The sequence below is a fragment of the Oceanisphaera ostreae genome (assembly GCF_042676125.1).
GTDB classification, from domain to species: Bacteria; Pseudomonadota; Gammaproteobacteria; order Enterobacterales; family Aeromonadaceae; genus Oceanimonas; species Oceanimonas ostreae.
On record NZ_JBHTJS010000061.1, the window covers coordinates 1 to 23,294 of the forward strand.

Consider the following 23,294-nt stretch of genomic DNA (forward strand, 5'->3'; position numbering starts at 1 on the left):
CTGTATATCTGATGAGGTGATGATATCACCTCTGAACAGGTGGCCACTTTAAGTGTGCCACTACAGTTTCCTAAAGAGAACATGGATAAAGACACTGTTCAGAACATTATCGCGACAGCAGATAACCTGCATAAAGATTTCGATCGAGCTCTTAAAAGGGCTTCTACAAAGAGTGAAGTACTGAAAATTCTAAACGGACTTTTCGGTGACAGCGTTGTGAGTGAGGATCTTATTAAGCCTTGGGTTTCTATGCCGGCATACCAAAAACCACGGCAGCTGCAACGGGAAATTCAAATGAATGATTCAATGACGAGTGCTTGACTGTGTCTATCCATAATTTGTTACTACGTAGCGGCTTTCGATATGTCGAGAGCCGCTACATTACAGGCTTGCCTATTACCCTGCCGAAAGAATGTACTGTCTATACCAAGACTTACAAGACACAGGCCGGTGCATTTGATATTGCCGTTGTAGGGCCAGGAGAGGATCTCAGCTGTTTGCCGGAGACGTACGTTATCAAGCGACCTGTACACTTGATCGGCTTAGCCCTACCTCACATCAGTAGTTTTCAAAGGTTATGCTTAGTGAACCAAGACACTGCCGATTGGGATCCTCAATATCCACCCGCAGTGATTTCCTTGTTAGACAGCCTTATCCAGAAAGCATTAGACAATGCTGTAACCGTTGGTTATCAACGACAAGCAGAGTTTCAGACCGAGTTTGTGAATTACTGGAGTGGAGCCGTAGATGCTTATATCTATGCCGATGCCGGCGGGCTTCTAGGGTCAAAACTCTCATACAGGTTGCTGAAAGCGGTAACTTCGGCTGATGGACGAACAGATAACGAATATGTGGTCTTTAGCGATGTTACACAAAGGGATAACTGGTTTAGGCTACGAGGGGAAGACCCAGCTTTGGGGAGCGATGGCGATGTTACCATTGTCAGAGTTAATAACACTAAGATAGCACCAAATAAATGGCCACCTCAATCTCTTAGTGAGGTCTTTGACTGGTTAAAATCTGCAGATCTCCCTGCTCATGACTCGTTGGCCAAGGGAATACTCACCAACCTCACCAAGGACAGGCAAATGGTGTTGTTCGATATATCGAACGAAGGCATCATCGGCTTTGAAGTCCGCTTTAGCTCAGTCACCAAGAAGGCTTTGAAACACCATGCTATAAAACGCCCCAATTCTGGGGGAAGTAAACACAAGCAGAAGCAGAAGCAGAAGCTTAGTTCTACACTCCCGATGCTAAGATCAAAATCCGCAACGACTGCATTCTTCCGTTTTAACGTCAGCTCGATAAGTAACCAAGAGCTTCAACGACGTAACCGGCCTGTTTCCATTGATCTTGAGAACAAGAAAATCTTAATAATTGGCTGCGGTACCGTAGGTGGCTTTGCCTCTCAGTTGCTTATTAAGGCAGGTGCAGGGCGTGGTAATATCGGTAGGCTAGTTTTCTGTGACGGTGATTTTCTGTCGCCAAGCAATCTGAGTCGGCATGCTCTCCCGGCTACCTATATCGGCTGGAACAAAGCCGAGGCTTTAAGCGACCTAATAAAACGTGACTGTTTGGACAGCCCAAAGATTGATGTCAAACCATATCGTTTAGAAATGAATGAAGGTAATATTTGTGGTTATGATATTGTGATTGACGCTACTGGTCATGCACCAACAGGCAAAATGCTCAGTTACTTGGCGCGGGCCTCGACTCAACGTCCTCCTTTCATTATCCACGGCTATAACGATGCTTATGGGCAGGCATCTGTTGTTATGATCGATAACGGGCTAGCCTGCTATGAATGCGCTAAGCGCCTCGTGACTCTGAACGAAACCGATAGACCTATCGCTCCCCATCGTATTTCGTGCGGTAGCATTTTTACCCCCAATGATGCTAGCGTCAGCATGATTACAGCCGCACTCATTCAAGAGGCAGCACTGAGTACACTTCAGGAAAGACTCCCTTGGACCTATGCTCAGCACTCGACAGGTAATGCCATACATCATAAGCGCCGAAGGCTTAGTAAATTTGGAGAATGTCGTGTTTGTACCTGACGCCAAGGCAGAATTGATCTTGAGCAATCCAGCCGGTGGATTAATTGTCGTTGAGACTGCCGTACTCCAAACCTTACATAAATACCGGCAATTACACCATAGACAGTCTGAACAAGGAGGAGTGTTTGTTGGAGAGGTGCGGTCACCTCACATTATAATAACTCATGTTTCTGAACCAGGTCCCTACGACCGAGCATCGCGCTTTGGCTTCGTTCGTAAGAAGCAACATCACCAAACCATGGTTGACCAACTTTGGCGAACATCAGGAGGCTATCTTACCTATTTAGGTGAGTGGCACACCCATCCTGAATCTAATCCTTTGCCTTCTGCCACAGACCTTTCAAGTTGGCACAAGGGCTTATCTCATACCAGACCCTCCATTGTAGCTATCATTGGTCAGAATACTGACTGGTGGGGCTACTGTGAAAATGGCTGCTGTGAAGCATTGAAGAGCGAATCACTTTAAGGGAAGGAGTGGTATCTAAAAAATGATTTAGTTTTAGTGGGCGTTGTTTCCTAAATAAGGGAACTATCTGACTCTCCCGTGATCCGATCTCTCAAGAGACGGACTCAGGAGCAGACAGATGGGTAAGGCGCGACACAACATCAGCAATTGGCGGCAGTACAATCGGGCCTTAATTAATCGTGGCTCACTCACTTTTTGGGTGGATGAACAGGCCATCCAGCAGTGGTATAGCGAACATCATGGCCGTCGAGGCCGCAGTTTCCACTACAGCGACAGCGCTATCGAAACTGCGTTAATGCTCAAAACCTTCTTTGGCTTGCCGTTTCGAGCACTAGAAGGCTTTATCAATTCCATTTTTCAGTTGATGGATGTCCCGCTCACCTCGCCAGGATACAGCTGTCTTTGCAAGCGAGCGCAAACCGTGGAGATACACTATCGCTTACCGAGCAAAGGGGCCGTCACGCATCTGGTCATCGACTCGACTGGCCTCAAAGTCTGTGGTGAAGGCGAATGGAAACAGCGCAAGCATGGCAAGAGTCAACGCCGTATCTGGCGTAAGTTACACCTCGCGGTCGATGCGCATACTCACGAAATCATTGCCGCCGAAGTGAGTCTGGAAAGTGTGGCTGATAGCGAAGTACTGCCCACCTTACTCAATCCACTGCGTCGCCGTTTACATCAAGTGTCTGCCGATGGTGCTTATGACACGCGTAATTGCCATCGATTTCTGCTCAGAAAAGGCAGCATTGCCACCATTCCACCGCGTAAAAATGCCGGTTACTGGGAGGATGGTCATCCAAGAAATGATGCCGTTGCTGCGCTGAAATCAGGTCAACTGGCGGAGTGGAAAGCGGCATCAGGCTACCATCAACGTTCATTATCAGAGACAGCGATGTCTCGATACAAACAGCTACTGAGCCCGACCCTGAGCCTACGTAAATACAACGGCCAAGTCGGTGAGGTCTTGGCCGGAGTCAAGGTAATGAACAAAGTCATCGGGCTAGGTATGCCTGTTCGTCAGCCCCTCAGTTAAAGCAGCGAAGCCTTGGGAGAGTAGTTACCTTTACTCTGATTTAGGAAACAACGCCGTTTCAGTGCCAACTCTAGTGGACCTGCAGAGCCAATTTGGTGCTCCTGTAATAGAATACTATCTGTACAGATTGGCAAAAGTTAACTTTATACTGATACATTATGTCAGCTTATGCTGTAATTCTATGTCACTTTATGCTGAAAAGTCCTCTGTAACTTACTAATTTTTGGATCTACTTTATGTCAACTTATGGTGAAAGCGACAAAATATGTCGCTTGCACCATAAGTTGGTGCAAGCGACAAAATAGTTTTCTTTACGATTTCCCCAGATTATCCCCTACGTTTTTACAATATCCCAAATTTACTAAAGATCACTCTAAATTTCATAATGCATGCATTGCGATCAACAAGTTGCACTACATCAGACTGAAATGACTAATTTCACGCCTCACGCCTCAGTGTTGTTTTGCGTCTATGCTTATCTTTTTAGTGCCACACAAGGAGAGTGCGATGAATTGGTATATACAGGTGCTGAAAAAATATGCAGTGTTTACTGGGCGAGCTAGAAGAAAAGAGTACTGGTTTTTCGTTTTAATCAGCCTAATCATTCTTTTTATTTTAGCCTTTATTGATGGCGCCACCGGTACCCTAAACGAAGACAGAGGCATGGGGCTACTGGGCGGCATTTATTCGCTAGCGGTGCTGTTACCCGGCTTGGGCGTATCTGTCAGACGACTACACGATAGCAATCGTAGCGGTTGGTGGATGCTGATTGGCTTTATCCCGATCCTTGGTTCAATTGTGCTGCTAGTTTTCATGTTGCTTGGCAGCACGCCAGGCGATAATCAATATGGCGCTAACCCTAAGGGCATCAAGGCCTGATGCGCACAGCGGCACCACAGCGTGCCGCACAATAATAATCACTCCCACCTTTCATTTTGCCAGGCGTTATACATATAATGCGAAGCTTCAATTGAGCCGTATTTAGATTGGCGGAATAGTCTCATACCAAGTCAACGAGGGAATAGTCGCCTGCAAGGCTCGGCGGTAGCCTGTCTACTCGCTAAAAACCATCGTCGACAGGACTTCGCACACCGAACCCTCCCTTGCGTACCACATGGGTATAAATTTCAGTGGTGCGCACATCGGCATTTTTGTCGTGTACCCGTATCTTCGCTGGAGAGTCGGGCGGACTACAAAACAGATGTTGGTTTTTAGCTGATCGCTTAAAGCTGATGGCTTATAGCTCCCCGAAGGGGGGGGTATTAGTTGATGCGAGTGAAAAATGGATAAGCGAACAGGCTTTTTTCGTGAACAGCGACATTTGACGCATATCCCCTGGCTGCCATTTTTATGGTGCTTTAAGTTACTGATAAAAAAGAAAATTTTAATGATGAGATGTATGCTGCCGCTGAATAGGTGCGGTTGACATAGATGTCATTTGTCGTTGAATTAGCTGTTAGTTTTCTCATCAACATCATCATTTATCAACAAGGATAGAAATGGATACTTTCATTGAATTTGTAAAATCAGACATTGGGGTCACGCTGGCTTGGCTATGTACTGTAGGAAGTACATTGTTTGCGGTGATTGCATCAAAGAAAAATAAACAGTTGAAAATAAAAATTGGCGAAATAACAAAGAATTCAACAGTAGATAATAGTAAGGATAGTGTTATGCAAAACGGCCAGAAGAATGTATATACAAAGACCAACTCTGGCGGCATGAAAATTGATATGTAAGGACTAAACTCTTGACCATAGGAAATGAAGGGGGTAAACCCCCAGCAAATAAAACAGTTCACGTTGAACGTAATGCTGGAAATATCATAATCTGGGATTCACCCGAATATGAGATCAGCTCGGCTATAAATGAATTGCTAAAGTCATTAGCTAACAAGCCGTTTACGTTTAAGAAAAGCAGAAGACGCCCATCCTCTGAAACAGTTGTGAAGATTAAATACAATAGTCTTAAAGCTAAAAGTCATATCATAAAGCAATACTTAGATCATTCCTCAAAAGTAGAAGAAGCCTATTCCGAGATAGACTCATTGATAACTTTTGGAAAAGATACAATCCTGCAAAATTTAAACGATTTATACTATCTTGCTTTAGACGCTGTTGAAATCGACTATCTAACTTGCGATATAGACATAGCTAAAATCAGAGAAAATTCAGAGTTAATTTTGGATTTTATTATTCAAAGATTAAAAAATACCGTATTTGAATCAAAAAACACTCCAGCTTACAAAGAGCATGTTGAATTGGGCGTGAATGTCGTCGTCGCTCATGCTTTTATTGAGTGCATAATTATGGAAAACCCAACTTATGATTCCTAGAAATGGTTGTGACCCAGAAATAAATATTGTAAGTATCGGAGCAAAAATTCTAAAGCAAGTGGCAGAGGAAAATCCGTCCTTGGATGCGATACTCACTGACTGTTCTTCAGATCTAAAAGTATCGATTGACCACATTATATTGTCATTAGATTGGTTGTTTGCAATTAAGGCTATTGGGATTAATGGAACAGAGGTTTTTATAAATGAAGCTTGATAACCTTGAAATAAAGATAAATAGCGAAGTAAAAAGATTGGTTAAATTCGAGACAGGCCTAACCTCATCACAAACAAGCCAAATTCTGGGCGTACAGGAAACAGCGTCGGAAAATCAACATTATCAAGAGTGGTTAATTTTCTAATGCTAGGAAGCATAGACAATATTTACATCGATGAAGAGTTCAAAAAGCCAAACCTTGAGATAGAAGCGCTTTTTAAGAACAACTTTGTAACTGCTTCTCTCAGTTTCTTTGACTTCTCAAACAAAATAAATCAAATTTCTCGAAATCTATGTGTTGGTGGAGAATCTGAATCTAAATTCTGGGTAAATGGTGAAGTTGTTGAAGAAAAGGGATATGAGTCATTTATTCAGGATAAAATCTTTAATATATCTACTAGAAGGCCTTCTGTTCGAGCTGTAGCGCCTAAATTCATTAGAAATGACAGTCATAGAATGTTGAGTACGACCAAGTTTCTTGATAAACGACAAGGCCCAAAAGATTACAGCGAACTTTTTTTATACCTTTTCGGCTTCAACAATACGTCTTTACTTACAGAGAAAAGAGATGCAACGAATCTGGTTAATAGACGAAAAAGAAATTCCACTTCAATCAATGCTCTAGTGAAAGAGCAAAAGCCAACAAGTGAGATCAAGAAATATAAGGCAGATGCTAAAGAGCTAGAGAACAACCTTTTAACATTCGAATACTCGTCAGAATATTCGAATCCAATAGAAAGGCTTTCAGAAATACAAGTAAAAGAAGACAGATATACCGAAGAGCTTCTATCAATACAGCGAAAAGTAGACAATATCAATCATACTATCGAACTATTATCCAAAGACAAAGATGGTTATTTAATCAACGAGCTTAAAGCTATATATAGTTTTTCTGGTGTAGCAATTGATGGAGCCTTAAGAGAACTTGAAGACGTTATTTTGTTCCATAGAAATCTCGTTGAAAAAAAGAGGCGCTTTCTTACGATTGACTTGCCTAAATTGGATGAGGAATCTGAAGGTCTTCAAGCAGAGCTCAGTTCAATACGGAAAGATAAGTTACAAGTTTTTTCTGATATGAGGTCTAAGGAAAGCTTAGACAATGTGACTAAAAATCTGAAACGTCTTGGTGAGCTTAAAGTTGAGCTTGGAAAGTTAGAAGGTCTAATGGAGCAGCAGTCCAAGGCAAAATTAGATCAAACTGAAGCTGAAGCTCAATTGCAGAAAATCCTTGAGGCTATTTCCAAAGAGATTGACTATGTTTATGAGTTTGAGAAAAAATTCAATACACATTTAGGATCTCTTACTAAAAGTCTTCACGATGAAGAATACAGCATAAACTTAGAATTCAATAAGGATAGTGGTACTTGTTCTATAGAGCTCAATAACTCAGCAACTAATCCTGAGGGTGGGAAGAAGAAAGCCGAAGTCATTGCTTTTGATTTTGCATATATACATGCCATTAATGAGTTAAAGCTGAATCGACCAAATTTTATATTTCATGACAGTATTGAGGATATTGACCAAAAACAGATTGAAGATATTTTCAAAGAGGCAAAGAAACTCCCGGGTCAACAGATTTTGTCAATGCTATCAGATAAAATATCAGAAGAAACTTACAAGGAGATATCCAAAAATGTAATCTTATCTCTTGATGAGGATGAAAAGTTCTTTTGTGTTTAAACAAAAAACTAACAAGTCAAATCACTCGGACGCAGCGAAGCTGCGCCGGTGTTTGAGGCGTTAGGCTACAGGAGAGTATAGATTGGACGAAGTAATCGGAAAAAATGCCATTGTCTTATTAGGGGCAATGTTTGCTGCGTTAATCGCTGGTTACTTTGCATTCACGAATCTCGTCGCGTCAAAAGAGAACAAAATATCTGAATTTAGGCAGGACTGGATTAATTCGCTTAGAAATTCAATCGCAAGGTACATTTCATCGCTTACATATCTAACGACGCTATATATTCATCATTCAGCGCGCGCTGAAGAGAAGCGTGATAAGTTCGAGATGGCTCGAGATGTTGAAGAAATTTATGCAAGAGTTAACGAGTCATACAACGATATAATATTTAGAATCAATGATGGGGAAAGTAACAAAAAAGCTAAAAAATTAAATGACGACTTTTTATCAGCCCTATATAAAACTAGAGAGCATTACCACAAGAACGAACTCTCGGAAGCACGGAAGGCATGCGAGTCTCTGAGGGACGTTAGTAAGCCTCTGCTAAAGCATGAGTGGAAACGTGTGAAATCTGGCGAGCTTAATTACAGAATGGCTAAGTACCTTGCTGTATGTGTTTTGGCCGGAGGGCTATTGGCAGCATTTTCTAATGCTTATTACATATGGCACGCAGATAACGGTCACTCTACCACTACAGTAGAAAAGCCTAACAAATCAATCCAGCCGACCGCTGACGCGGTGGCTGATTGAGGCGTTAGCTGTAAAATACATATGGAGTAATTTTAATCAATGTGGCTTTTTCTTATATCTTTGCTTGCATTGATCTTAGGCTTTGTTTTGGGAATGTGGGCTAGTGTTTTTATTACCCCTGTTGAAGTTAATGGTGAAAAGACTATTTCAGATTTACTCTCTTTAACATTTACGATACTAGGTGGTGGAGGTGGATTTGTCGCAACTGGTTTTGCGTTATACGTTTATCAACAATGGCTGGTTCAACAACGAAATTCAACCATTTACAACGTAAAAATAACATTATTAAAACATATATGTTCTATGACTGTGTATGCAGAAAACATGCTATTAGCAAGAGCAAACCCCAAAACAATGAAAGTTAATGAGCATCGAGTCAACTTAGTTTCTTCTATATCTGATACATCAGTAGAAGTTGATATTTTAAAGACACTAGATGTTAAGCTCGAATCTCTTACTCAAGAGCTGATGAAGCTTAATCATATAAGTGCTAAAATATTAAATATGAGGGTTTTCCCTGAGCGTGATCATATCGATAAAATATACATTTCATCATTTAATGAATGGAAAGATGAATTTGTTATTGGTTTTTTTGATCGTATCCAATATGAGGTGGTTGGTAGTACCGAATTCGATGTTACCAATTGAAAGATATAAATGAAAACATAGAGCAGTTGGCAGAGGAATTAAAAGAAAAACTAAAGTCAGGTTTGTGAAATCACATCTAACAAGGCCAATCACAACCGCCAGCAAGCTGGCTGGACTCGCTACGCTCGCCTGTGTTGGCGGCGTTATACTTGGATGTGAACCTAACCACCTGTGCCAATTGAGACCTTGCATGGACTTCGAAGAAATCGCTAAAGCTGTACTTTTAAAAAAGGCCGGAAAGCCTATTGAGGCAAGGCGCTGTCCAGATCAATACGTTGGACTAATTGCTAAGTTTCCCTTCAATGCTGATTTTCCTGAACGTATTTCGGTTGAAAGGCGACCCAGTGACATAAAATGCGTGGTCATGATTTTAGAGTCGCCTCACATTGACGAATTCACTAACAGTCTAGGTCCTGCAAAAGGCCAAACTGGAAAACTAATAAGGGCGCATTTTCTACAAGTTAACGGGCTGTCTGAGTATATTAATCATGGGCTAATATTGATGAATGCGGTTCAGAATCAATGCTCACTCGGATCGTCAACAGATTGCTATCGGGATGAGGTTTTTGCCACTACTTGGCATGACGGGGCAAAAGAGGATTTTGTTCGAAGGTTAAATTCAACCTTCCAGATTGGTGATGTAATAGTGAATTGCTGCACCAAAGGAAAAATGAAGAACAATGAATTGCGCCAATTGGTTCAGCAGTCAATACCGAGCGATAAGGGCGAGGTTTTGAGAAGAACACATCCTTCATCTTGGTATTCGGAACAAAACAGGCGCTCGCAATGGAAATTGGCATAACAAGTTGCTGCACTCGGAAAATTAGTCGCTTCGCTCCCAATTTTCCGGTGAGCAAGGCGTTAGGCGTATAGGAGTCATTTTGAGTTACGGATATAGATTAAATGTGGAGCAACTTCTACTCAAAAACGCAAATAATAGTTGGTTAGAAACCTCCAGAAATTTGGTTTCAGTCAAGCACTCTGATCCAGAGACGGCGAAAGACATAACACTAATGAGCCCAGCGTTTGATGATGAGAAAACAATATCCCTATGTATCCAAGCAGTTCTGGGCTGGGCAATAGCGACCGAAGCTTTTGTTAATCTAGCTTGGCAAAACACTTCTAGCACTGCAGGTTTAGAAGAAAAGGAATTCAAGGGTACGGTAGAAAAAATTAAGTATATTTGTAAAACAAACGGGATAAATTATGGCTCGTTAAAATGGCGGGACGATCTTGTAGAACTGTTTAAGTTAAGAGATTACCTAGTACATTACAAAGATCCTATTACATACATTGGGTTTAGTTTTGCTCCAAAATACCAACTAGACTTTTGTCGTCAAAACATGGAAAGATATCAATCATCTGTAATGAGCTTAATGGAAGTGCTTGGCGGAAAGTTAGGCATGGATGTCTCTTTTTTAACTGGTGAATACGATCTTTTATATTATAACGAATAGTTTGAGAGTACGCTTAACAAGGCGCTCAAGCACTGGACGCAGCAAGCTGCGCCGCTTAGCTTAGCGTTATATTTACCAAGGAAGGGTCGATATGAAATTAATCTCTTTAACAATAATCTGTTTGAGCTTTCTTTTTGGTTGTACTACGACTCAAGAAGTAAAGCGGCCTAATGGTGTTCAAGAATATATAGTAGCTTGTGGTGCTGGATTAGGTTGGAATATTTGTTTTAATAAAGCAAATGAACTCTGTCCTAGTGGCTATACAACCATATCAGAAGATGCAGGTTTTAACCGTAAGGAACTGCGAATTTCATGTCCTGCTCCTAAGGGGGATTAAAATAGCTATACATGAGAAGTTTATTTAATAAACATTCATCAAGATGGGCTGTGTTTAGCTGTAAATAAACAACTACTAACAGGCCACCCATGTTAACCAGTACTAACAGGCCACCCATGTTAACTGGTTAGTTTTTGGCCTTATATCTACACTTAAAGAGTTCGCGTTTGGACTTTTTGAGGAGGCACTCATGCCTAAGCCCCGTTTTACCCAAGTGAGCTTGGAAGATACGCCTTTTTACCATTGCATCAGTCGTACGGTAAGAAGGGCGTTTCTGTGTGGAACTGATCATGGCTCTTGTTTCATAAATATGTGGCCAATCTTTTGATCATCGGCGTGGCTGGATAGAGCAACGCTTACTATTATTAGCGCAGGCATTCTCCATTGATATTGCTGCCTATGCAGTAATGTCTAATCACCTGCATCTGGTATTGAAAATAGATGCGGAAACGGCAGAAGCCTGGTCCGGCATGAAGGTGGTAAAGCAGTGGCATCAGGTGTTTGGGCTTTCAATATTTTAAATCATTAGCTTGGCGCATGGAGCTGGGCGCTTGGCGCTATATTTTAGATTTATGCGAGCATTAAACGAGCCTATCGCCCGCTGGGCGAATAAAGAGGACAACTGCACCGGACACTTCTGGGAAGGGCGTTTTAAGTCCCAAGCTTTGCTGGATGAGGCGGCGGTACTGGCTTGCATGACCTATGTGGATTTAAACCCCATCCGCGCCAAAATTGCAGACACGCCAGAGCGCTCAGACTTTACCAGTATCCAACGCCGTGTTAATGCAGCTAAACAAGGTAAACAGCCTAAAGAGTTACTGCCTTTTGTGGGTAACGAGCGTAGCGAACTGCCTAAAGGCTTGGTGTTTGAACTGCAAGATTACCTCATGTTGGTGGACGATACCGGTCGCATATTGCGTAATGATAAGCGCGGTGCGATTCAGGAAAGCACCGCTAAGATACTAGAGCGTTTAAATATCTCACAGGAAGCATGGCTCAACATCACCCAAGAGTTTATGAATATGTTTAAAGGCCCCGTAGGCTCGCTTCCAGAGCTTACGCATTACAGTGAAAATTTGGGCATGCAACGTGTAGCCCATGCCAACAGCTGCCAACATTGGGCTAGCTGACGGCTCTGTCAGCTCAATCTTAAGCTAGCTTTGTTAGGCTCCTACCCGAAGTCTGCCAACGCTGGCCGATTGCTGCTTATTTCTCGAATAACTCATCAAAATCAGTACCCATCTTCAGCTCTTCAGCAGTTTGATCCCTTTTCATTACTGAGTAGGCCAATTAATTTATGTTCTTCATATAAAGGGTTACTATTGGGGCTGCTTTAAGGCTGCTTTAAGGCTGCTTTAACATGGGTGGCATGTTAGGTTGTTAGGTTTTCAATTTATGAACGGCTTTCGACAATTGACGGTATTGCCGAAGTCACAGTGCAGGGTAGTCGTTCGAATGTATTTCAAGTTGAACTGGACATGCCATCGCTGCTCAGTCGTGGATTGACAGTGTTTGATGTAAGTTCTGCGCTAGCCACATTGCGCGATGACACGGCCCTTGGGTCACTTGAAGGGGCAAGCCAGACCTTGGCAATGAGTGTCGACAACCAAGAAGTGACCGTCGAGACCATTGAAGGTATCCAAATCGACAACACGACCCAAGTGGCAGACGTCGCTTTGGTCCAACTGTTGCCCGAAGAAAGCACTGTCCTTACCCGCGTGAACGGTCAAGCCGCCATCAGTGTGGACATCACACGGCAATCCGTTGGGAATACCTTAGAAATATCAAAAGCCGTAAACGTAGCGGTCGCAGAACTGCGGCAACAGATGCCGGACGGTATTGAACTCATTATTGCGTCAGACGATGGAGTGTTCATCGCAGCATCCATCGAAGAGGTGGTGACCTCAATCTTACTCGCAACAACGATCGTGATCGCGGTGATCTTCCTCTTTCTGCGCTCTCCTCGCGCCACCTTGATCCCCGCAATCACTATCCCCGTCGCCTTAATCGGCACCTTGGCCGCCATTTGGATGACAGGGTTTTCGATAAATACCATCAGCCTTTTGGCGTTGGTATTGGCCACAGGCATGGTCGTTGATGATGCGATTGTTGTCGTTGAAAATATCGTGCGCAAGCGTGCAGAAGGCATGGGGGCTTTTGCGGCGGCGGTTGCAGGCACAAACGAGGTGTTCTTTGCCGTTATCTCTACGACTGCAACGCTTGCAGCTGTCTTTATTCCCATTTCGTTTCTGCCTGGTCAGGCAGGCGGCGTCTTTTCTGAATTCGGTTTCGTTTTGGCATTCGCCGTGACGTTGTCATCAATAACTGCATTGACCCTCGTCCCCGTGTTGTCTGCGTTGTTGGATCCCGGTAAATCCAGAGCTTCAGCAAGCAGTACCCCCACCACCCAAGGCGCGTTGGCGCGCGGTTTTGATGCGGTGATGGATTGGTCAATTCGCACACCTGTTTTGGTTCTGTCTATCGCCGGGGCCATTGTCATCTACGCGATCAGTGCTGCAATCACCTTACCATCAAGCGTGACGCCAACTGAGGATCGCGGCTTCTTTGTTATACAGGCAAGCGGTGCCTCTGACACAACGCCGGAATACTTGGATACGCAGGTGATCTTGGCCGAAAAGATCCTCACCCCTTATCTGCGAAGCGGTGAAATCGAAACGATCCAAAGCATCGTCGGTGTGAGCGGCGGTACAAGCGCTCAGATCATTGTACGACTGCCAGATTGGGAAGACCGTGATTTCTCACAGGCTGAGTTAGTTGAAGAATTAAGCAGACAACTTGCAAAAATTCCCGGTGTGCAGATCAGTGCGCGCTCTTCCAACAGCCTGAACATTCGGGGTGGGGGTAGCGGACTTGGTCTTGCGGTGACTGGCAACAACCTTGAAGAATTGACAGACGCTGCTGAACTCTTGGTTGCCGCCATGTCAAAAGATGCAACATTCGTAAATCCACAGCTTTCATCGGCACCCGTCAGTGCAGAATTGAAAGTAAGCATAGATCAAGCTGCCGCGGGCGACCTGGGTCTGACGCCTGCATCTGTAACCAGCCTAATCAGCGCTCTGGTTCGTGGTGAAGTCGCAGTCAGCGTCTTTGAAAATGACACCGAGGTTGACGTGAACGTTATACCGGGTGGCCCGAAAATAGATGACCCGTCTGATATTTCATCGATCTCAATCAGGCTGGATAATGGCTCTTATGTACCTCTCTCCGCTGTTGCGACGTTGAACACTGTTGTCAGCGACACTCAGGTGGCCCGTCTGGGTGGCGCGTTGTCGGTCGCCTTGCAAGCAAATCTTGCTGATGGTCTAAGCCTCTCTGATGGGATTAACGCGGCACGCGCCTTGGCAGCAGACGTGCTACCAGATGGCGTTGGTTTGACGTTCACAGGAGAAGCCTCAACGCTAAATGACAGCACCCAAGCCATGTATATTGTTTTCGGAACCGCCTTACTGATTGTCATGTTGGTTCTGGCAGCGCAGTTTGAAAGTTTCGCGAGCGCGGTTGTGATCATGCTGACTGTGCCCTTCGGACTTGCAGCGGCACTGTTAGCGATTTCGCTCAGCGGAGGGTCTTTGAACTATTACAGTCAGATCGGTCTGGTGATGCTGATCGGCGTGATGGCCAAAAATGGCATTCTGATTGTCGAATTTGCAAACCAGCTTCGCGAAGCCGGCCAAGACATTGATGCGGCTATTCGCAACGCACTGCGCTTACGCATCCGACCCGTCATGATGACGATGGTCTCCACCGTACTGGGTGGTTTGCCGCTTGTGCTGACATCAGGTGCCGGCGCTGAGGCGCGTCGGGAAGTCGGTTGGGTCATTGTGGGCGGTTTGGGATTTGCTACAGTTTTCACATTGTTTCTAACGCCAATTTTCTATCGCTGGATTGCCAATTGGGGCAGCATGCCAGGTGCTGCATCACATCGGCTTGCCAGTGAAACCGCTTCCGCCTTGCGTCAAGATGAGATTTCGCTTCTTAAGCCTTAAAGAATAGGAGCAATTCAGATAAGCATGTTTTCGGACTGTGTTGCTACGGTCCGTACCCACTGACGTGTCCAGAACACGCGTCATGACCCTTGCCGATGCACTTTCCCAGACCATGATTTTGGGTGCTGCTTTGCGGTAAGCGGGCTTTGTGGGCTTGGTTTCTGGTGGATTATGTTTTTTAGTAGCGACACTAATAAGCAATCTATTTAATAAAAAATCAATATAAATTACGCTCTCTGGATCCACTGTTTTTCAGCGAGATAATATTGTTGTAATAATTGAGTGACCGCTAGTAACACTGGCCCAGATGGTCGGCTTCGGGAAACTAAGCACCCCACTACAGTAAGCCAGCCATCATATTCATGGGCGACAGGTAAAGAAATAACCTCTCCAGACTCAATGTATTGAGTAGCGAGCAACTCAGGTACCACAGCCCAACCAACATTTTGTTTTACTAATTCAATTAATGCCTTATGTGTATTCGCATACCAGGCTGTTGGGCTAATTTTATAACTAAACCATAACTCTTTTTTCTGATTACTGCGGTGAACACATTGCCGATGTAACTTCAGATCTGCTTCTTCTACGATAGATAAATTAGCTAAAGAATGCGTTGGAGAAGCAATAGTGAGAAAGCGTGCATGGCCTAAAGAGAATAAATCCATATCCACCTTCAACTCGCCATCGACATACACAATACCAATTTGAGCCTCTCCTTCTCTCACCATCTTTTCCACATCAAACGTTGATGCTACCACCAGTTCGAAATGCGTAATTGGAAACTGCTCAGCCAAAGACGATAAGATCTTAATTAAGACCTGGTTTACCAAGCTCTCATCAATAGCAATAACTAATTCATGCTCTTCACCTTGTGCTAATGATTGCACTTTTTGATCAAAATTTTGTTGCTGGTGCAACATCGACTTAGCAATAGGCAACAAAGCAATGCCTTGTTCAGTCAAAGTCGGCGTATTTTTATCCCGATTAAATAACGTTTTATCAATCGCGATTTCAAGATTAGAAATCGATTGACTAACGCCTGACTGTGCACGTTTTAATTGGCGAGCTGCTGCAGAAAAAGATCCTGTTTCACACACGGTCACAAATATTTTTAATTGCTCTAGGCTGTACATTAAACATCTCCTCTAAATCGACAAACCCAGACTATCACGATTTGTGATAGCTACTAACTTTATTGTGCGCTTTAGAACTCTATAATCGCACTTTCTACATGTGTAGAGGTATCAATTTATAGAGAGATAAAAACAAAATGAAACCGATTGAACGTATTTCCCACGCTGTTTTATTCGAAGTATTAGCCGTAACCTTAGCGATTTTTGTACTGGTCACATTTACAACCCATGATGCAGAATCACTATCAGGAACAATGATAATTGTAGCGACGATCGCAATGGCATGGAATTTTATCTATAACTGGGGGTTTGACCGAATTGTAACGGGTGATAAAACAAAACGAACATTAGTATTGCGCATCGTTCACACTATGATATTTCAAGCTGGTTTATTAATTGCGACTATTCCTGTCATCGCATATTTATTAAACATAGGCTTATGGCAAGCACTTATAATGGATATTGGCGTGACTGTTTGTATAACAATTTATGCCTTTTTCTACAACCTAACCTATGACCATGCAAGAGCGTTTATTGTGCGTGAGCCTGCGTTGGTCAACTAGCAACACTATCGAAAAAATATCGACAATAGCATTAACCATGCATTTTATGTTCTACAAAATGCATGGTTAAAATGACAAATATTATTGAGTATTTTTAATCTCGTTATATATTTTAAATATATCAAGATCTTCAAAGTACTAACAGGCCACCCATGTTAACTGGTTGGTTTTTGGCCTGATATCTACACTTAAAGAGTTCGCGTTTGGACTTTTTGAGGAGGCACTCATGCCTAAGCCCCGTTTTACCCAAGTGAGCTTGGAAGATACGCCTTTTTACCATTGCATCAGTCGTACGGTAAGAAGGGCATTTTTATGTGGTGCAGATCCGTACACTGGTCAATGCTTTGAACACAGAAGAGGTTGGATAGAGAAGCGCTTGCTGCATTTGGCGCAGGTATTCTCCATTGATATTGCAGCCTATGCAGTAATGTCTAATCACCTGCATCTGGTATTGAAAGTAGATGCGGAAACGGCAGAAGCCTGGTCCAGCATGAAGGTGGTAAAGCAGTGGCACCTTGTGTTTGGGCTTTCAATATTTTAAATCATTGGCTTGGCGCTTGGCGCTATATTTTAGATTTATGCGAGCGTTAAACGAGCCTATCGCTAGGTCGGCCAATAAAGAGGATGAGTGCACCGGGCCATTACTTTATGAAAGAGCGGGAAGGGCGTTTTAAGTCCCAAGCTTTGCTGGATGAGGCGGCGGTACTGGCTTGCATGACCTATGTGGATTTAAACCCCATCCGCGCCAAAATTGCAGACACGCCAGAGCGCTCAGACTTTACCAGCATCCAACGCCGTGTTAATGCAGCTAAACAGGGTAAACAACCTAAAGAGTTACTGCCTTTTGTGGGTAACGAGCGTAGCGAACTGCCTAAAGGCTTGGTGTTTGAACTGCAAGATTACCTCATGTTGGTGGACGATACCGGCCGCATATTGCGTGATGATAAGCACGGTGCGATTCAAGCCAGTAGCAGGCAGATATTGGAGCGTTTAAATATCTCACAGGAAACAGGGCTCAACATCACCCAAGAGTTTATGAATATGTTTAAAGGCCCCGTAGGCTCGCTTCCAGAGCTTACGCATTACAGTGAAAATTTGGGCATGCAACGTGTAGCTCATGCCAGCAGCTGCCAACATTGGGCTAGCTGACCTCAAACAGGTCTTAGTTTCAAGCTCTCTTTGTTACTCTCCAGCAAGAGTGCGCCAAAGCTGTCCGATGGGAACTTATTTCTTACCTGTGGCTTTAAAGTCAGTTACCGCCCCGCAATTGTTGAGCTGTTTCCCGCCTTTTTTATTACAGAAGAGAGTCATCCGCTTATATTTTTCGTTCAAAAGGTTACTATTGAGGCTCTTTTAATATGGGTTTTTTGTTAGTTTTGTTAGTTTTGTTGGTTTTTTGTTAGTTTTGTTAGTTTGGACTGCCCGCATTGATTGTGGGTTTTTTATTTTGTTTATTCAAAGCCATTCAATTAAAGAGGAAATCAATGCATGCAAGAGGGTAGCAGGCGGGTTCTGAAAGTCAGAAATAAAAAATGGGTGAGTCAAGTGGCGGCTTATATCAGCACCAAACACATAACTCCTAATCAAATATCCATTGCCAGTGTGTTTTTTGCAGGATGTGCTGGCGCTGGATTAGTTGGATTTAGCTTGAGTCATCATGTTTGGTTTTTGCTGTTGGCTGCTGTGATGATTCAGTTCAGGTTACTGTGTAACTTGTTTGATGGTTTGGTCGCGATTGAGGGTGGTAAAAGTACACCCGCTGGTGAGTTATTCAACGATATTCCGGATCGTTTAGCAGATGTAATTATTTTGGTTTCTTTGGGATATGCTCTCAGTGAGGTTAACTATGCTGTGGTGCTCGGTTGGTTAGCTAGTGTGTTGTCTGTGATGACCGCTTATGTCAGAACTTTAGGTACCAGTCTTGGGGCACCAACCAGTTTTACCGGTCCTATGGCTAAGCAACATCGAATGGCATTGGTGACTGTCGCCTGTTTGCTGGCGATTATTGAATTTTATGTGTTTGCCAGCTCGCATAGTTTATATGTGGCTTTGATTTTGTTGGTACTGGGGACGTTGATCACTGTTTACCGTCGCGCTCGTCTTATTTATCAATTTTTAGAGCATGGCCATGTTTGATTTTTCAGCGCTTGCTTTAAGTCATCCTGTCTATTTAACTATGGCATTGGTGCTGATTCTTGGTGATCGCGCATGTGGTTAGTTATTGTTTGGTGAAGATCAATAAAAAGGTACTAACGGCATACACTCTCTCTAACGGGGCACCCATGTTAATGGATTAGTTTTTGGCCTGATATCTACACTCAAAGAGTGCGCGTTTGGACTTTTTGAGGAGGCACTCATGCCTAAGCCCCGTTTTACCCAAGTGAGCTTGGAAGATACGCCTTTTTACCATTGCATCAGTCGTACGGTAAGGAGGGTATTTTTTGTGTGCCGTCGACTACTATTCCGGTCAACAATTAGCAAGGCTAGGCACTGCGACATCTTTTCCGCTACTGCTTCGCCTCCACTGCAAAGCCGCGCGAGCTGGCGGCGTTATACGGCATTAATAATGTGGTGAGTCATTAACCTAGGGTGTGAAGTTGGCATGAGAGAAAACTTAAAAAGAAAAATTATAGAGGTTTGTGACAAGAAGATTGCAACTAAGGGTACAAATGTTGGTCTTTCATTCTATGCTTTTTTCGCAAACAAAAATGACGACCCAGCATTACTAATGGAAGCTGCTGAATGGTGGATTATTACGCATAAACTGGATCATTTTGAAAAAGCAGTAAAGATAAAAGAAATTGTGGAAGCCAATTAATGGTTAGATACATAAGTTAGCGCATAACAAGGCCAATCACAAACGCCAGCAAGCTGGTTGGACTCGCTGACGTTTGCCTGTGTTGGCGGCGTTAAGTGCAATCAGCAATAGTGACATCAAAAAGTAGGGAAGTATGAGTATTAATATAAAGTGGGATGGCGATTGTCATTTTAGTGTGTTAACTGAAAGCGGCTTTACGTTTAATGTTGACGCTACAAGTAAGAAAGCTCCTTGTCCAACTGAAGTTCTATTGTCGGCTTTAGGTTCATGCAGTGCGACGGATGTCGTCTTGTTACTGCAAGAGCAAAGTTTTGAAGTTAAGGGTTTAGAAAATACGGTTACTTTTGCCCTAACGGAATCAGAACCTCATTTATATAAATCGGCAAACTTGCACTTTACAGTACATGGCTGTGGTTTTCAGGAGTCTGATATTTTGCGAGCAGCTCAAGAAGCGGTGGAAAAGCATTGTCATGTTTGTCTTATGTTGAGTCCTACGATCGATATCACTTATTCAGCGGAAGTTGGCAATAATTGCACTTAACAAAGTATTTAAGAGTGATTCTCAACGCTTGGCATTTTCAGTTCAAGGTCGGATTCCGTGTTTACGGCGCAATATTCTAGGTTTGATGGTAGCGTTGCTCACTCTCTAACAGGCCACCCATGTTAATGGATTAGTTTTTGGCCTGATATCTACACTCAAAGAGTTCGCGTTTGACTTTTTGAGGAGGCACTTATGCTTAAGCCCCGTTTTTCCCAAGTGAGCTTGGAAGATACGCCTTTTTACCATTGCATCAGTCGTACGGTAAGGAGGGTATTTTTTGTGTGCCGTCGACCACTATTCCGGTCAATCATTTGAGCATCGTCGTGACAGGCTAGATCAGCGCTTGCTGTTTGAACTGCAAGATTACCTCCGCCTCGTGGGTGATACCGGTCGCATACTGAGTAATGATAAGCACGGTGCAATTCAAACCAGTAGCAGACAGATATTGGAGCGATTAAATATCTCACAGGAAACGTGGCTCAACATCACCCAAGAGTTTATGAATATGTTTAAAGGCCCCGTTGGTTCGCTTCCAGAGCTGTCCGATGGGAGCGTATTTCTTACCTGTGGCTTTAAAATCAGTCACCGCCCCGCAGTTGTTGAGCTGTTTCCAGCTTTTTTTATTACAGAAGAAAGTCACCGCTTATATTTTTCGTTCAAAAGGTTACTATTGAGGCTCTTTTAATATGGGTGGCTCGTTAGTTTTCCGAGATTGGAGTAATGATGAATTTAGATGGGGTGATAGTGCGGGAAGCAAGAGATGACGACTATCGTTCTCTCGTTGCACTGGAGCAAAAAGTGATTGACGCTGAACGACCGTATAATGCGTCTGTGAAAGAGAAAGGCGCCTATTACTACGACATCGAAAAGCTGATTTCGGATCGTAATAGTAGGTTGGTCGTTGGAGAGGTTTCTGGCGGTATTGTCGCTACAGGGTACGTTCAAGTGCGCCACTCAAAGCCTGCCTTGGACCACGATAACCATGGATATTTGGGTTTCATGTATGTGGCAGAGGAGTACAGAGGGCTTGGGCTAAACAAGGTTATCTTGCAAAATTTGGTCAGCTGGGGTCGACAACGAGGAGTGACGGACTTCTATCTTGACGTGTATGCGGAGAATAATTCTGCGGTTCGAGCGTATGAGAAGTTTGGCTTTCGAGGCTCTCTGCTAGAAATGAAGTTGAATCTTGAGAGTTGATTTAAAACATAACCAGTGCAGGCACGGTGATTTCTACTACATTGCGCCTTCGGCTCCATTCCGCAGGCGCGCATGTCGCAAACGTTATGCCAACATATAAATGGTATATCTGAATGTAGCTGGCCGTCATCGTGGCCGCAACTGCACGTTGTGCAGAACAAGAATGCTGCATCACAGCTGGGATCCTATCGTCATCTTCGCGTAAGCGGGTACGGGAATCCATGATTCATAGCGCAGAGGCTAGATTGCAGGCTCAGTGCCCCCCGATGGTGATTATTATTTTACATAAGTCGTCCGACACGAAGTTTATTCTGTATGCCCGAACATGACAGATTAACTGCCGGTTCGCGCTATTTTTTCCTTCCCTTGACCTCGTTATTACCGGCATAACAGCGGGGCACAACGCAAAGGGAGGGCTGGGGAGTCTTCAATTCGTCATCGAATTTTTACCCGATGTTCATCTTTGGCTTCTACAGTGGTTCTTTTGTTATCGAAGCAGAGAATGATATGAAACGACGCGACTTTCTTCAGGGCATGGCGGTGCTGGGCGGCGGCATGCTGCTAAGCAGAATGCCGGCCATGGCGGCCACCGGCCAGCCGCAACAGCAAAGCGGCATTCAGATTGGCGACGTGCTCGCCAACAGCGCCATTGTATGGGGCCGCAGCGATCGCCCGGCACGTATGTGGGTAGAGTGGGATACGGACGACCGCTTTGCCCAGCCCAGGCGAGTACGTGGGCCCTGGGCACTGTCGCCCAGCGATTTCACCAGTAGGGTTGAACTCATCGACCTGCCCGCCGGTCGTCGCATTCATGTGCGGGTAGGCTACAGCGACGCCGGTAATGGCGAGTTATCCGAGTGGGTGGCGGGCAGCTTTGTGACGGCGCCCACGGCCGTAGGGCCGGTGCGCTTTCTCTGGTCTGGTGATACCGCCGGGCAGGGATTTGGTATTAACCCGGAACTAGGTGGCATGAAAATTTACCGCACCATGGCCGAGCAGGAGCCGGACTTTTTCGTTCACAGCGGCGACACCATCTATGCCGATGGCCCCATTCCTGAGCGCATCGAGGTGGAAGATGGCAAGGTGTGGAAAAACCTGGTCACGCCCGAGGTGAGCAAAGTGGCCGAAACCCTCAATGAATTTCGTGGCCGCTACCGCTATAATCTGATGGACGAGAACGTGCGGCTATTCAACAGCCGGGTGGCCCAGATATGGCAGTGGGATGATCACGAAGTGGTGAACAACTATTCCGCCTCAAAAGACCTGAGCGGCGATGCCCGCTACCAAGTGAAAAGCACCACCCTGTTGCAGGCTCGCGCTACCCGTGCCTTTTTCGATTATGCGCCAATTCGCCGCAGCGGCCCCGAAGGTAGTGAACAAATCTATCGCAGCCTGCCGTTCGGCCCGCTGCTGGACCGCTTTGTGCTTGACATGCGCTCTTACCGTGGCCCCAACACTGAAAACCTGCAAACAAAGCCGGGCACAGACACCGCCATTCTGGGGGGCACGCAGGTGGACTGGCTGCTGGCGCAGCTAAAAGCCTCAACTGCAACCTGGAAGGCGGTGTTCTGCGACATGCCACTGGGCTTGCAGGTAGCCGACGGTGAAACCAGGTGGGAGGCGGTGGCCAACGGCGACCACGGCCCCGCAAAGGGCAGGGAGCTGGAAATTGCCCGGCTGCTCAAGGGCATTAAAGACGCGGGCATTGAGAACCTGGTGTGGTTTACCGCCGACGTGCACTACACCGCGGCCCATTACTATGATCCCGCCAGAGCCAGCTTTAATGACTTTGCGCCATTTTGGGAGTTTGTGTCGGGCCCGCTGAACGCCGGCAGCTTTGGCCCCGGAAAGCCGGACGACACCTTTGGTCTGCAGGTAGTTTACGAGAAGTCACCCGCCACACAAAATCTGTCGCCCTTGGCCGAGTTACAGTTCTTCGGCCAGGTGGACATAGACGCCGAAAGCCGAGCCATGACCGTGATCCTGAAGGATCTCAATAACGACACCCTGTTTACCAAGGTGCTGCACCCCGCATGATCCCCCGCCAAAAAGTATCT

26 protein-coding genes are annotated in these 23,294 nt (G+C 44.6%); 25 read left to right on the forward strand and 1 reads right to left on the reverse strand.

Annotation, left to right across the window (positions count from 1 at the left end; genetic code table 11):
* The first annotated feature begins 81 nt into the window (after nt 1-81).
* The 16 genes from ACFQ1C_RS15220 (at nt 82) to ACFQ1C_RS15295 (ending at nt 14,985) form a co-directional block, all read left to right on the forward strand.
* The gene (locus ACFQ1C_RS15220) at nt 82-321 is read left to right on the forward strand and encodes a hypothetical protein (protein WP_379559528.1); all 240 of its coding nucleotides are present in this window, start codon (nt 82-84) and stop codon (nt 319-321) included.
* 2 nt (nt 322-323) lie between these two features.
* Nucleotides 324-2,057 (forward strand): ThiF family adenylyltransferase, encoded by a 1,734-nt coding sequence (locus ACFQ1C_RS15225; RefSeq protein ID WP_379559529.1) that lies wholly within the window; start codon nt 324-326, stop codon nt 2,055-2,057.
* Entirely contained in the window at nt 2,044-2,523 is a 480-nt protein-coding gene (locus ACFQ1C_RS15230; RefSeq protein ID WP_319784045.1) for a Mov34/MPN/PAD-1 family protein, read from the forward strand. Before ACFQ1C_RS15225 ends, ACFQ1C_RS15230 begins: the two co-directional genes overlap by 14 nt.
* A 118-nt stretch (nt 2,524-2,641) precedes the next feature.
* Nucleotides 2,642-3,556, forward strand: coding sequence for an IS5 family transposase (locus ACFQ1C_RS15235; RefSeq protein ID WP_319784046.1), 915 nt, complete (start codon nt 2,642-2,644; stop codon nt 3,554-3,556).
* A gap of 507 nt (nt 3,557-4,063) precedes the next feature.
* Nucleotides 4,064-4,435 carry a DUF805 domain-containing protein gene (locus ACFQ1C_RS15240; protein WP_379559530.1) on the forward strand — a complete coding sequence of 124 codons (372 nt, stop codon included), beginning with the start codon at nt 4,064-4,066 and terminating at the stop codon, nt 4,433-4,435.
* A gap of 620 nt (nt 4,436-5,055) precedes the next feature.
* Nucleotides 5,056-5,295 (forward strand): hypothetical protein, encoded by a 240-nt coding sequence (locus tag ACFQ1C_RS15245; protein WP_058373409.1) that lies wholly within the window; start codon nt 5,056-5,058, stop codon nt 5,293-5,295.
* 11 nt (nt 5,296-5,306) lie between these two features.
* Nucleotides 5,307-5,891 carry an ABC-three component system protein gene (locus ACFQ1C_RS15250; RefSeq protein ID WP_379559531.1) on the forward strand — a complete coding sequence of 195 codons (585 nt, stop codon included), beginning with the start codon at nt 5,307-5,309 and terminating at the stop codon, nt 5,889-5,891.
* Nucleotides 5,881-6,105, forward strand: coding sequence for an ABC-three component system middle component 6 (locus ACFQ1C_RS15255; protein WP_058373411.1), 225 nt, complete (start codon nt 5,881-5,883; stop codon nt 6,103-6,105). The genes ACFQ1C_RS15250 and ACFQ1C_RS15255 overlap by 11 nt, the downstream gene beginning before the upstream one ends.
* 144 nt (nt 6,106-6,249) lie before the next feature.
* Complete coding sequence (locus ACFQ1C_RS15260) at nt 6,250-7,785, forward strand: hypothetical protein (protein ID WP_379559532.1); 1,536 nt, start codon at nt 6,250-6,252, stop codon at nt 7,783-7,785.
* A gap of 82 nt (nt 7,786-7,867) precedes the next feature.
* On the forward strand, nt 7,868-8,536 hold the full coding sequence (locus ACFQ1C_RS15265) for a hypothetical protein (RefSeq protein ID WP_379559533.1): 669 nt from the start codon (nt 7,868-7,870) through the stop codon (nt 8,534-8,536).
* A 39-nt stretch (nt 8,537-8,575) separates the two neighbouring features.
* Nucleotides 8,576-9,184 carry a hypothetical protein gene (locus ACFQ1C_RS15270; protein ID WP_379559534.1) on the forward strand — a complete coding sequence of 203 codons (609 nt, stop codon included), beginning with the start codon at nt 8,576-8,578 and terminating at the stop codon, nt 9,182-9,184.
* Between the two features lie 190 nt (nt 9,185-9,374).
* The gene (locus ACFQ1C_RS15275; protein WP_379559535.1) at nt 9,375-9,986 is read left to right on the forward strand and encodes a hypothetical protein; all 612 of its coding nucleotides are present in this window, start codon (nt 9,375-9,377) and stop codon (nt 9,984-9,986) included.
* A gap of 79 nt (nt 9,987-10,065) precedes the next feature.
* Entirely contained in the window at nt 10,066-10,641 is a 576-nt protein-coding gene (locus tag ACFQ1C_RS15280; protein ID WP_379559536.1) for a hypothetical protein, read from the forward strand.
* Nucleotides 10,642-10,732: 91 nt separating this feature from the next.
* Nucleotides 10,733-10,978, forward strand: a complete 246-nt coding sequence (locus ACFQ1C_RS15285; protein ID WP_379559537.1) for a hypothetical protein — start codon at nt 10,733-10,735, stop codon at nt 10,976-10,978.
* A 551-nt stretch (nt 10,979-11,529) separates the two neighbouring features.
* Complete coding sequence (locus tag ACFQ1C_RS15290; RefSeq protein ID WP_379559538.1) at nt 11,530-12,108, forward strand: transposase; 579 nt, start codon at nt 11,530-11,532, stop codon at nt 12,106-12,108.
* A 261-nt stretch (nt 12,109-12,369) separates the two neighbouring features.
* Nucleotides 12,370-14,985, forward strand: coding sequence for an efflux RND transporter permease subunit (locus tag ACFQ1C_RS15295; RefSeq protein ID WP_379559569.1), 2,616 nt, complete (start codon nt 12,370-12,372; stop codon nt 14,983-14,985).
* Between the two features lie 227 nt (nt 14,986-15,212).
* Here ACFQ1C_RS15295 and ACFQ1C_RS15300 read toward each other — a convergent pair whose 3' ends face one another.
* Nucleotides 15,213-16,118, reverse strand: a complete 906-nt coding sequence (locus tag ACFQ1C_RS15300) for a LysR family transcriptional regulator (RefSeq protein ID WP_379559539.1) — start codon at nt 16,116-16,118, stop codon at nt 15,213-15,215.
* A gap of 137 nt (nt 16,119-16,255) precedes the next feature.
* Between ACFQ1C_RS15300 and ACFQ1C_RS15305 the strand changes: the two genes are divergently transcribed.
* The 9 genes from ACFQ1C_RS15305 to ACFQ1C_RS15345 all read left to right on the forward strand — a co-directional run bounded on the left by ACFQ1C_RS15305 (nt 16,256) and on the right by ACFQ1C_RS15345 (nt 23,274).
* Entirely contained in the window at nt 16,256-16,681 is a 426-nt protein-coding gene (locus ACFQ1C_RS15305; protein WP_379559540.1) for a PACE efflux transporter, read from the forward strand.
* 226 nt (nt 16,682-16,907) lie between these two features.
* On the forward strand, nt 16,908-17,222 hold the full coding sequence (locus ACFQ1C_RS15310; protein WP_379559541.1) for a hypothetical protein: 315 nt from the start codon (nt 16,908-16,910) through the stop codon (nt 17,220-17,222).
* Nucleotides 17,223-17,305: 83 nt separating this feature from the next.
* Complete coding sequence (locus ACFQ1C_RS15315) at nt 17,306-17,830, forward strand: hypothetical protein (RefSeq protein WP_379559542.1); 525 nt, start codon at nt 17,306-17,308, stop codon at nt 17,828-17,830.
* A gap of 339 nt (nt 17,831-18,169) precedes the next feature.
* Nucleotides 18,170-18,817, forward strand: coding sequence for a CDP-alcohol phosphatidyltransferase family protein (locus ACFQ1C_RS15320; RefSeq protein WP_379559543.1), 648 nt, complete (start codon nt 18,170-18,172; stop codon nt 18,815-18,817).
* A 466-nt stretch (nt 18,818-19,283) separates the two neighbouring features.
* Complete coding sequence (locus ACFQ1C_RS15325; RefSeq protein WP_379559544.1) at nt 19,284-19,499, forward strand: DUF6500 family protein; 216 nt, start codon at nt 19,284-19,286, stop codon at nt 19,497-19,499.
* A gap of 133 nt (nt 19,500-19,632) precedes the next feature.
* A complete protein-coding gene (locus ACFQ1C_RS15330) occupies nt 19,633-20,040 on the forward strand; it encodes an OsmC family protein (RefSeq protein WP_379559545.1) in 408 nt (135 codons plus the stop codon).
* 277 nt (nt 20,041-20,317) lie between these two features.
* The gene (locus tag ACFQ1C_RS15335) at nt 20,318-20,725 is read left to right on the forward strand and encodes a hypothetical protein (protein ID WP_379559546.1); all 408 of its coding nucleotides are present in this window, start codon (nt 20,318-20,320) and stop codon (nt 20,723-20,725) included.
* A 35-nt stretch (nt 20,726-20,760) separates the two neighbouring features.
* On the forward strand, nt 20,761-21,237 hold the full coding sequence (locus ACFQ1C_RS15340) for a GNAT family N-acetyltransferase (protein WP_379559547.1): 477 nt from the start codon (nt 20,761-20,763) through the stop codon (nt 21,235-21,237).
* Between the two features lie 453 nt (nt 21,238-21,690).
* Entirely contained in the window at nt 21,691-23,274 is a 1,584-nt protein-coding gene (locus ACFQ1C_RS15345; RefSeq protein ID WP_379559548.1) for an alkaline phosphatase D family protein, read from the forward strand.
* The last annotated feature ends 20 nt before the right edge of the window (nt 23,275-23,294 follow it).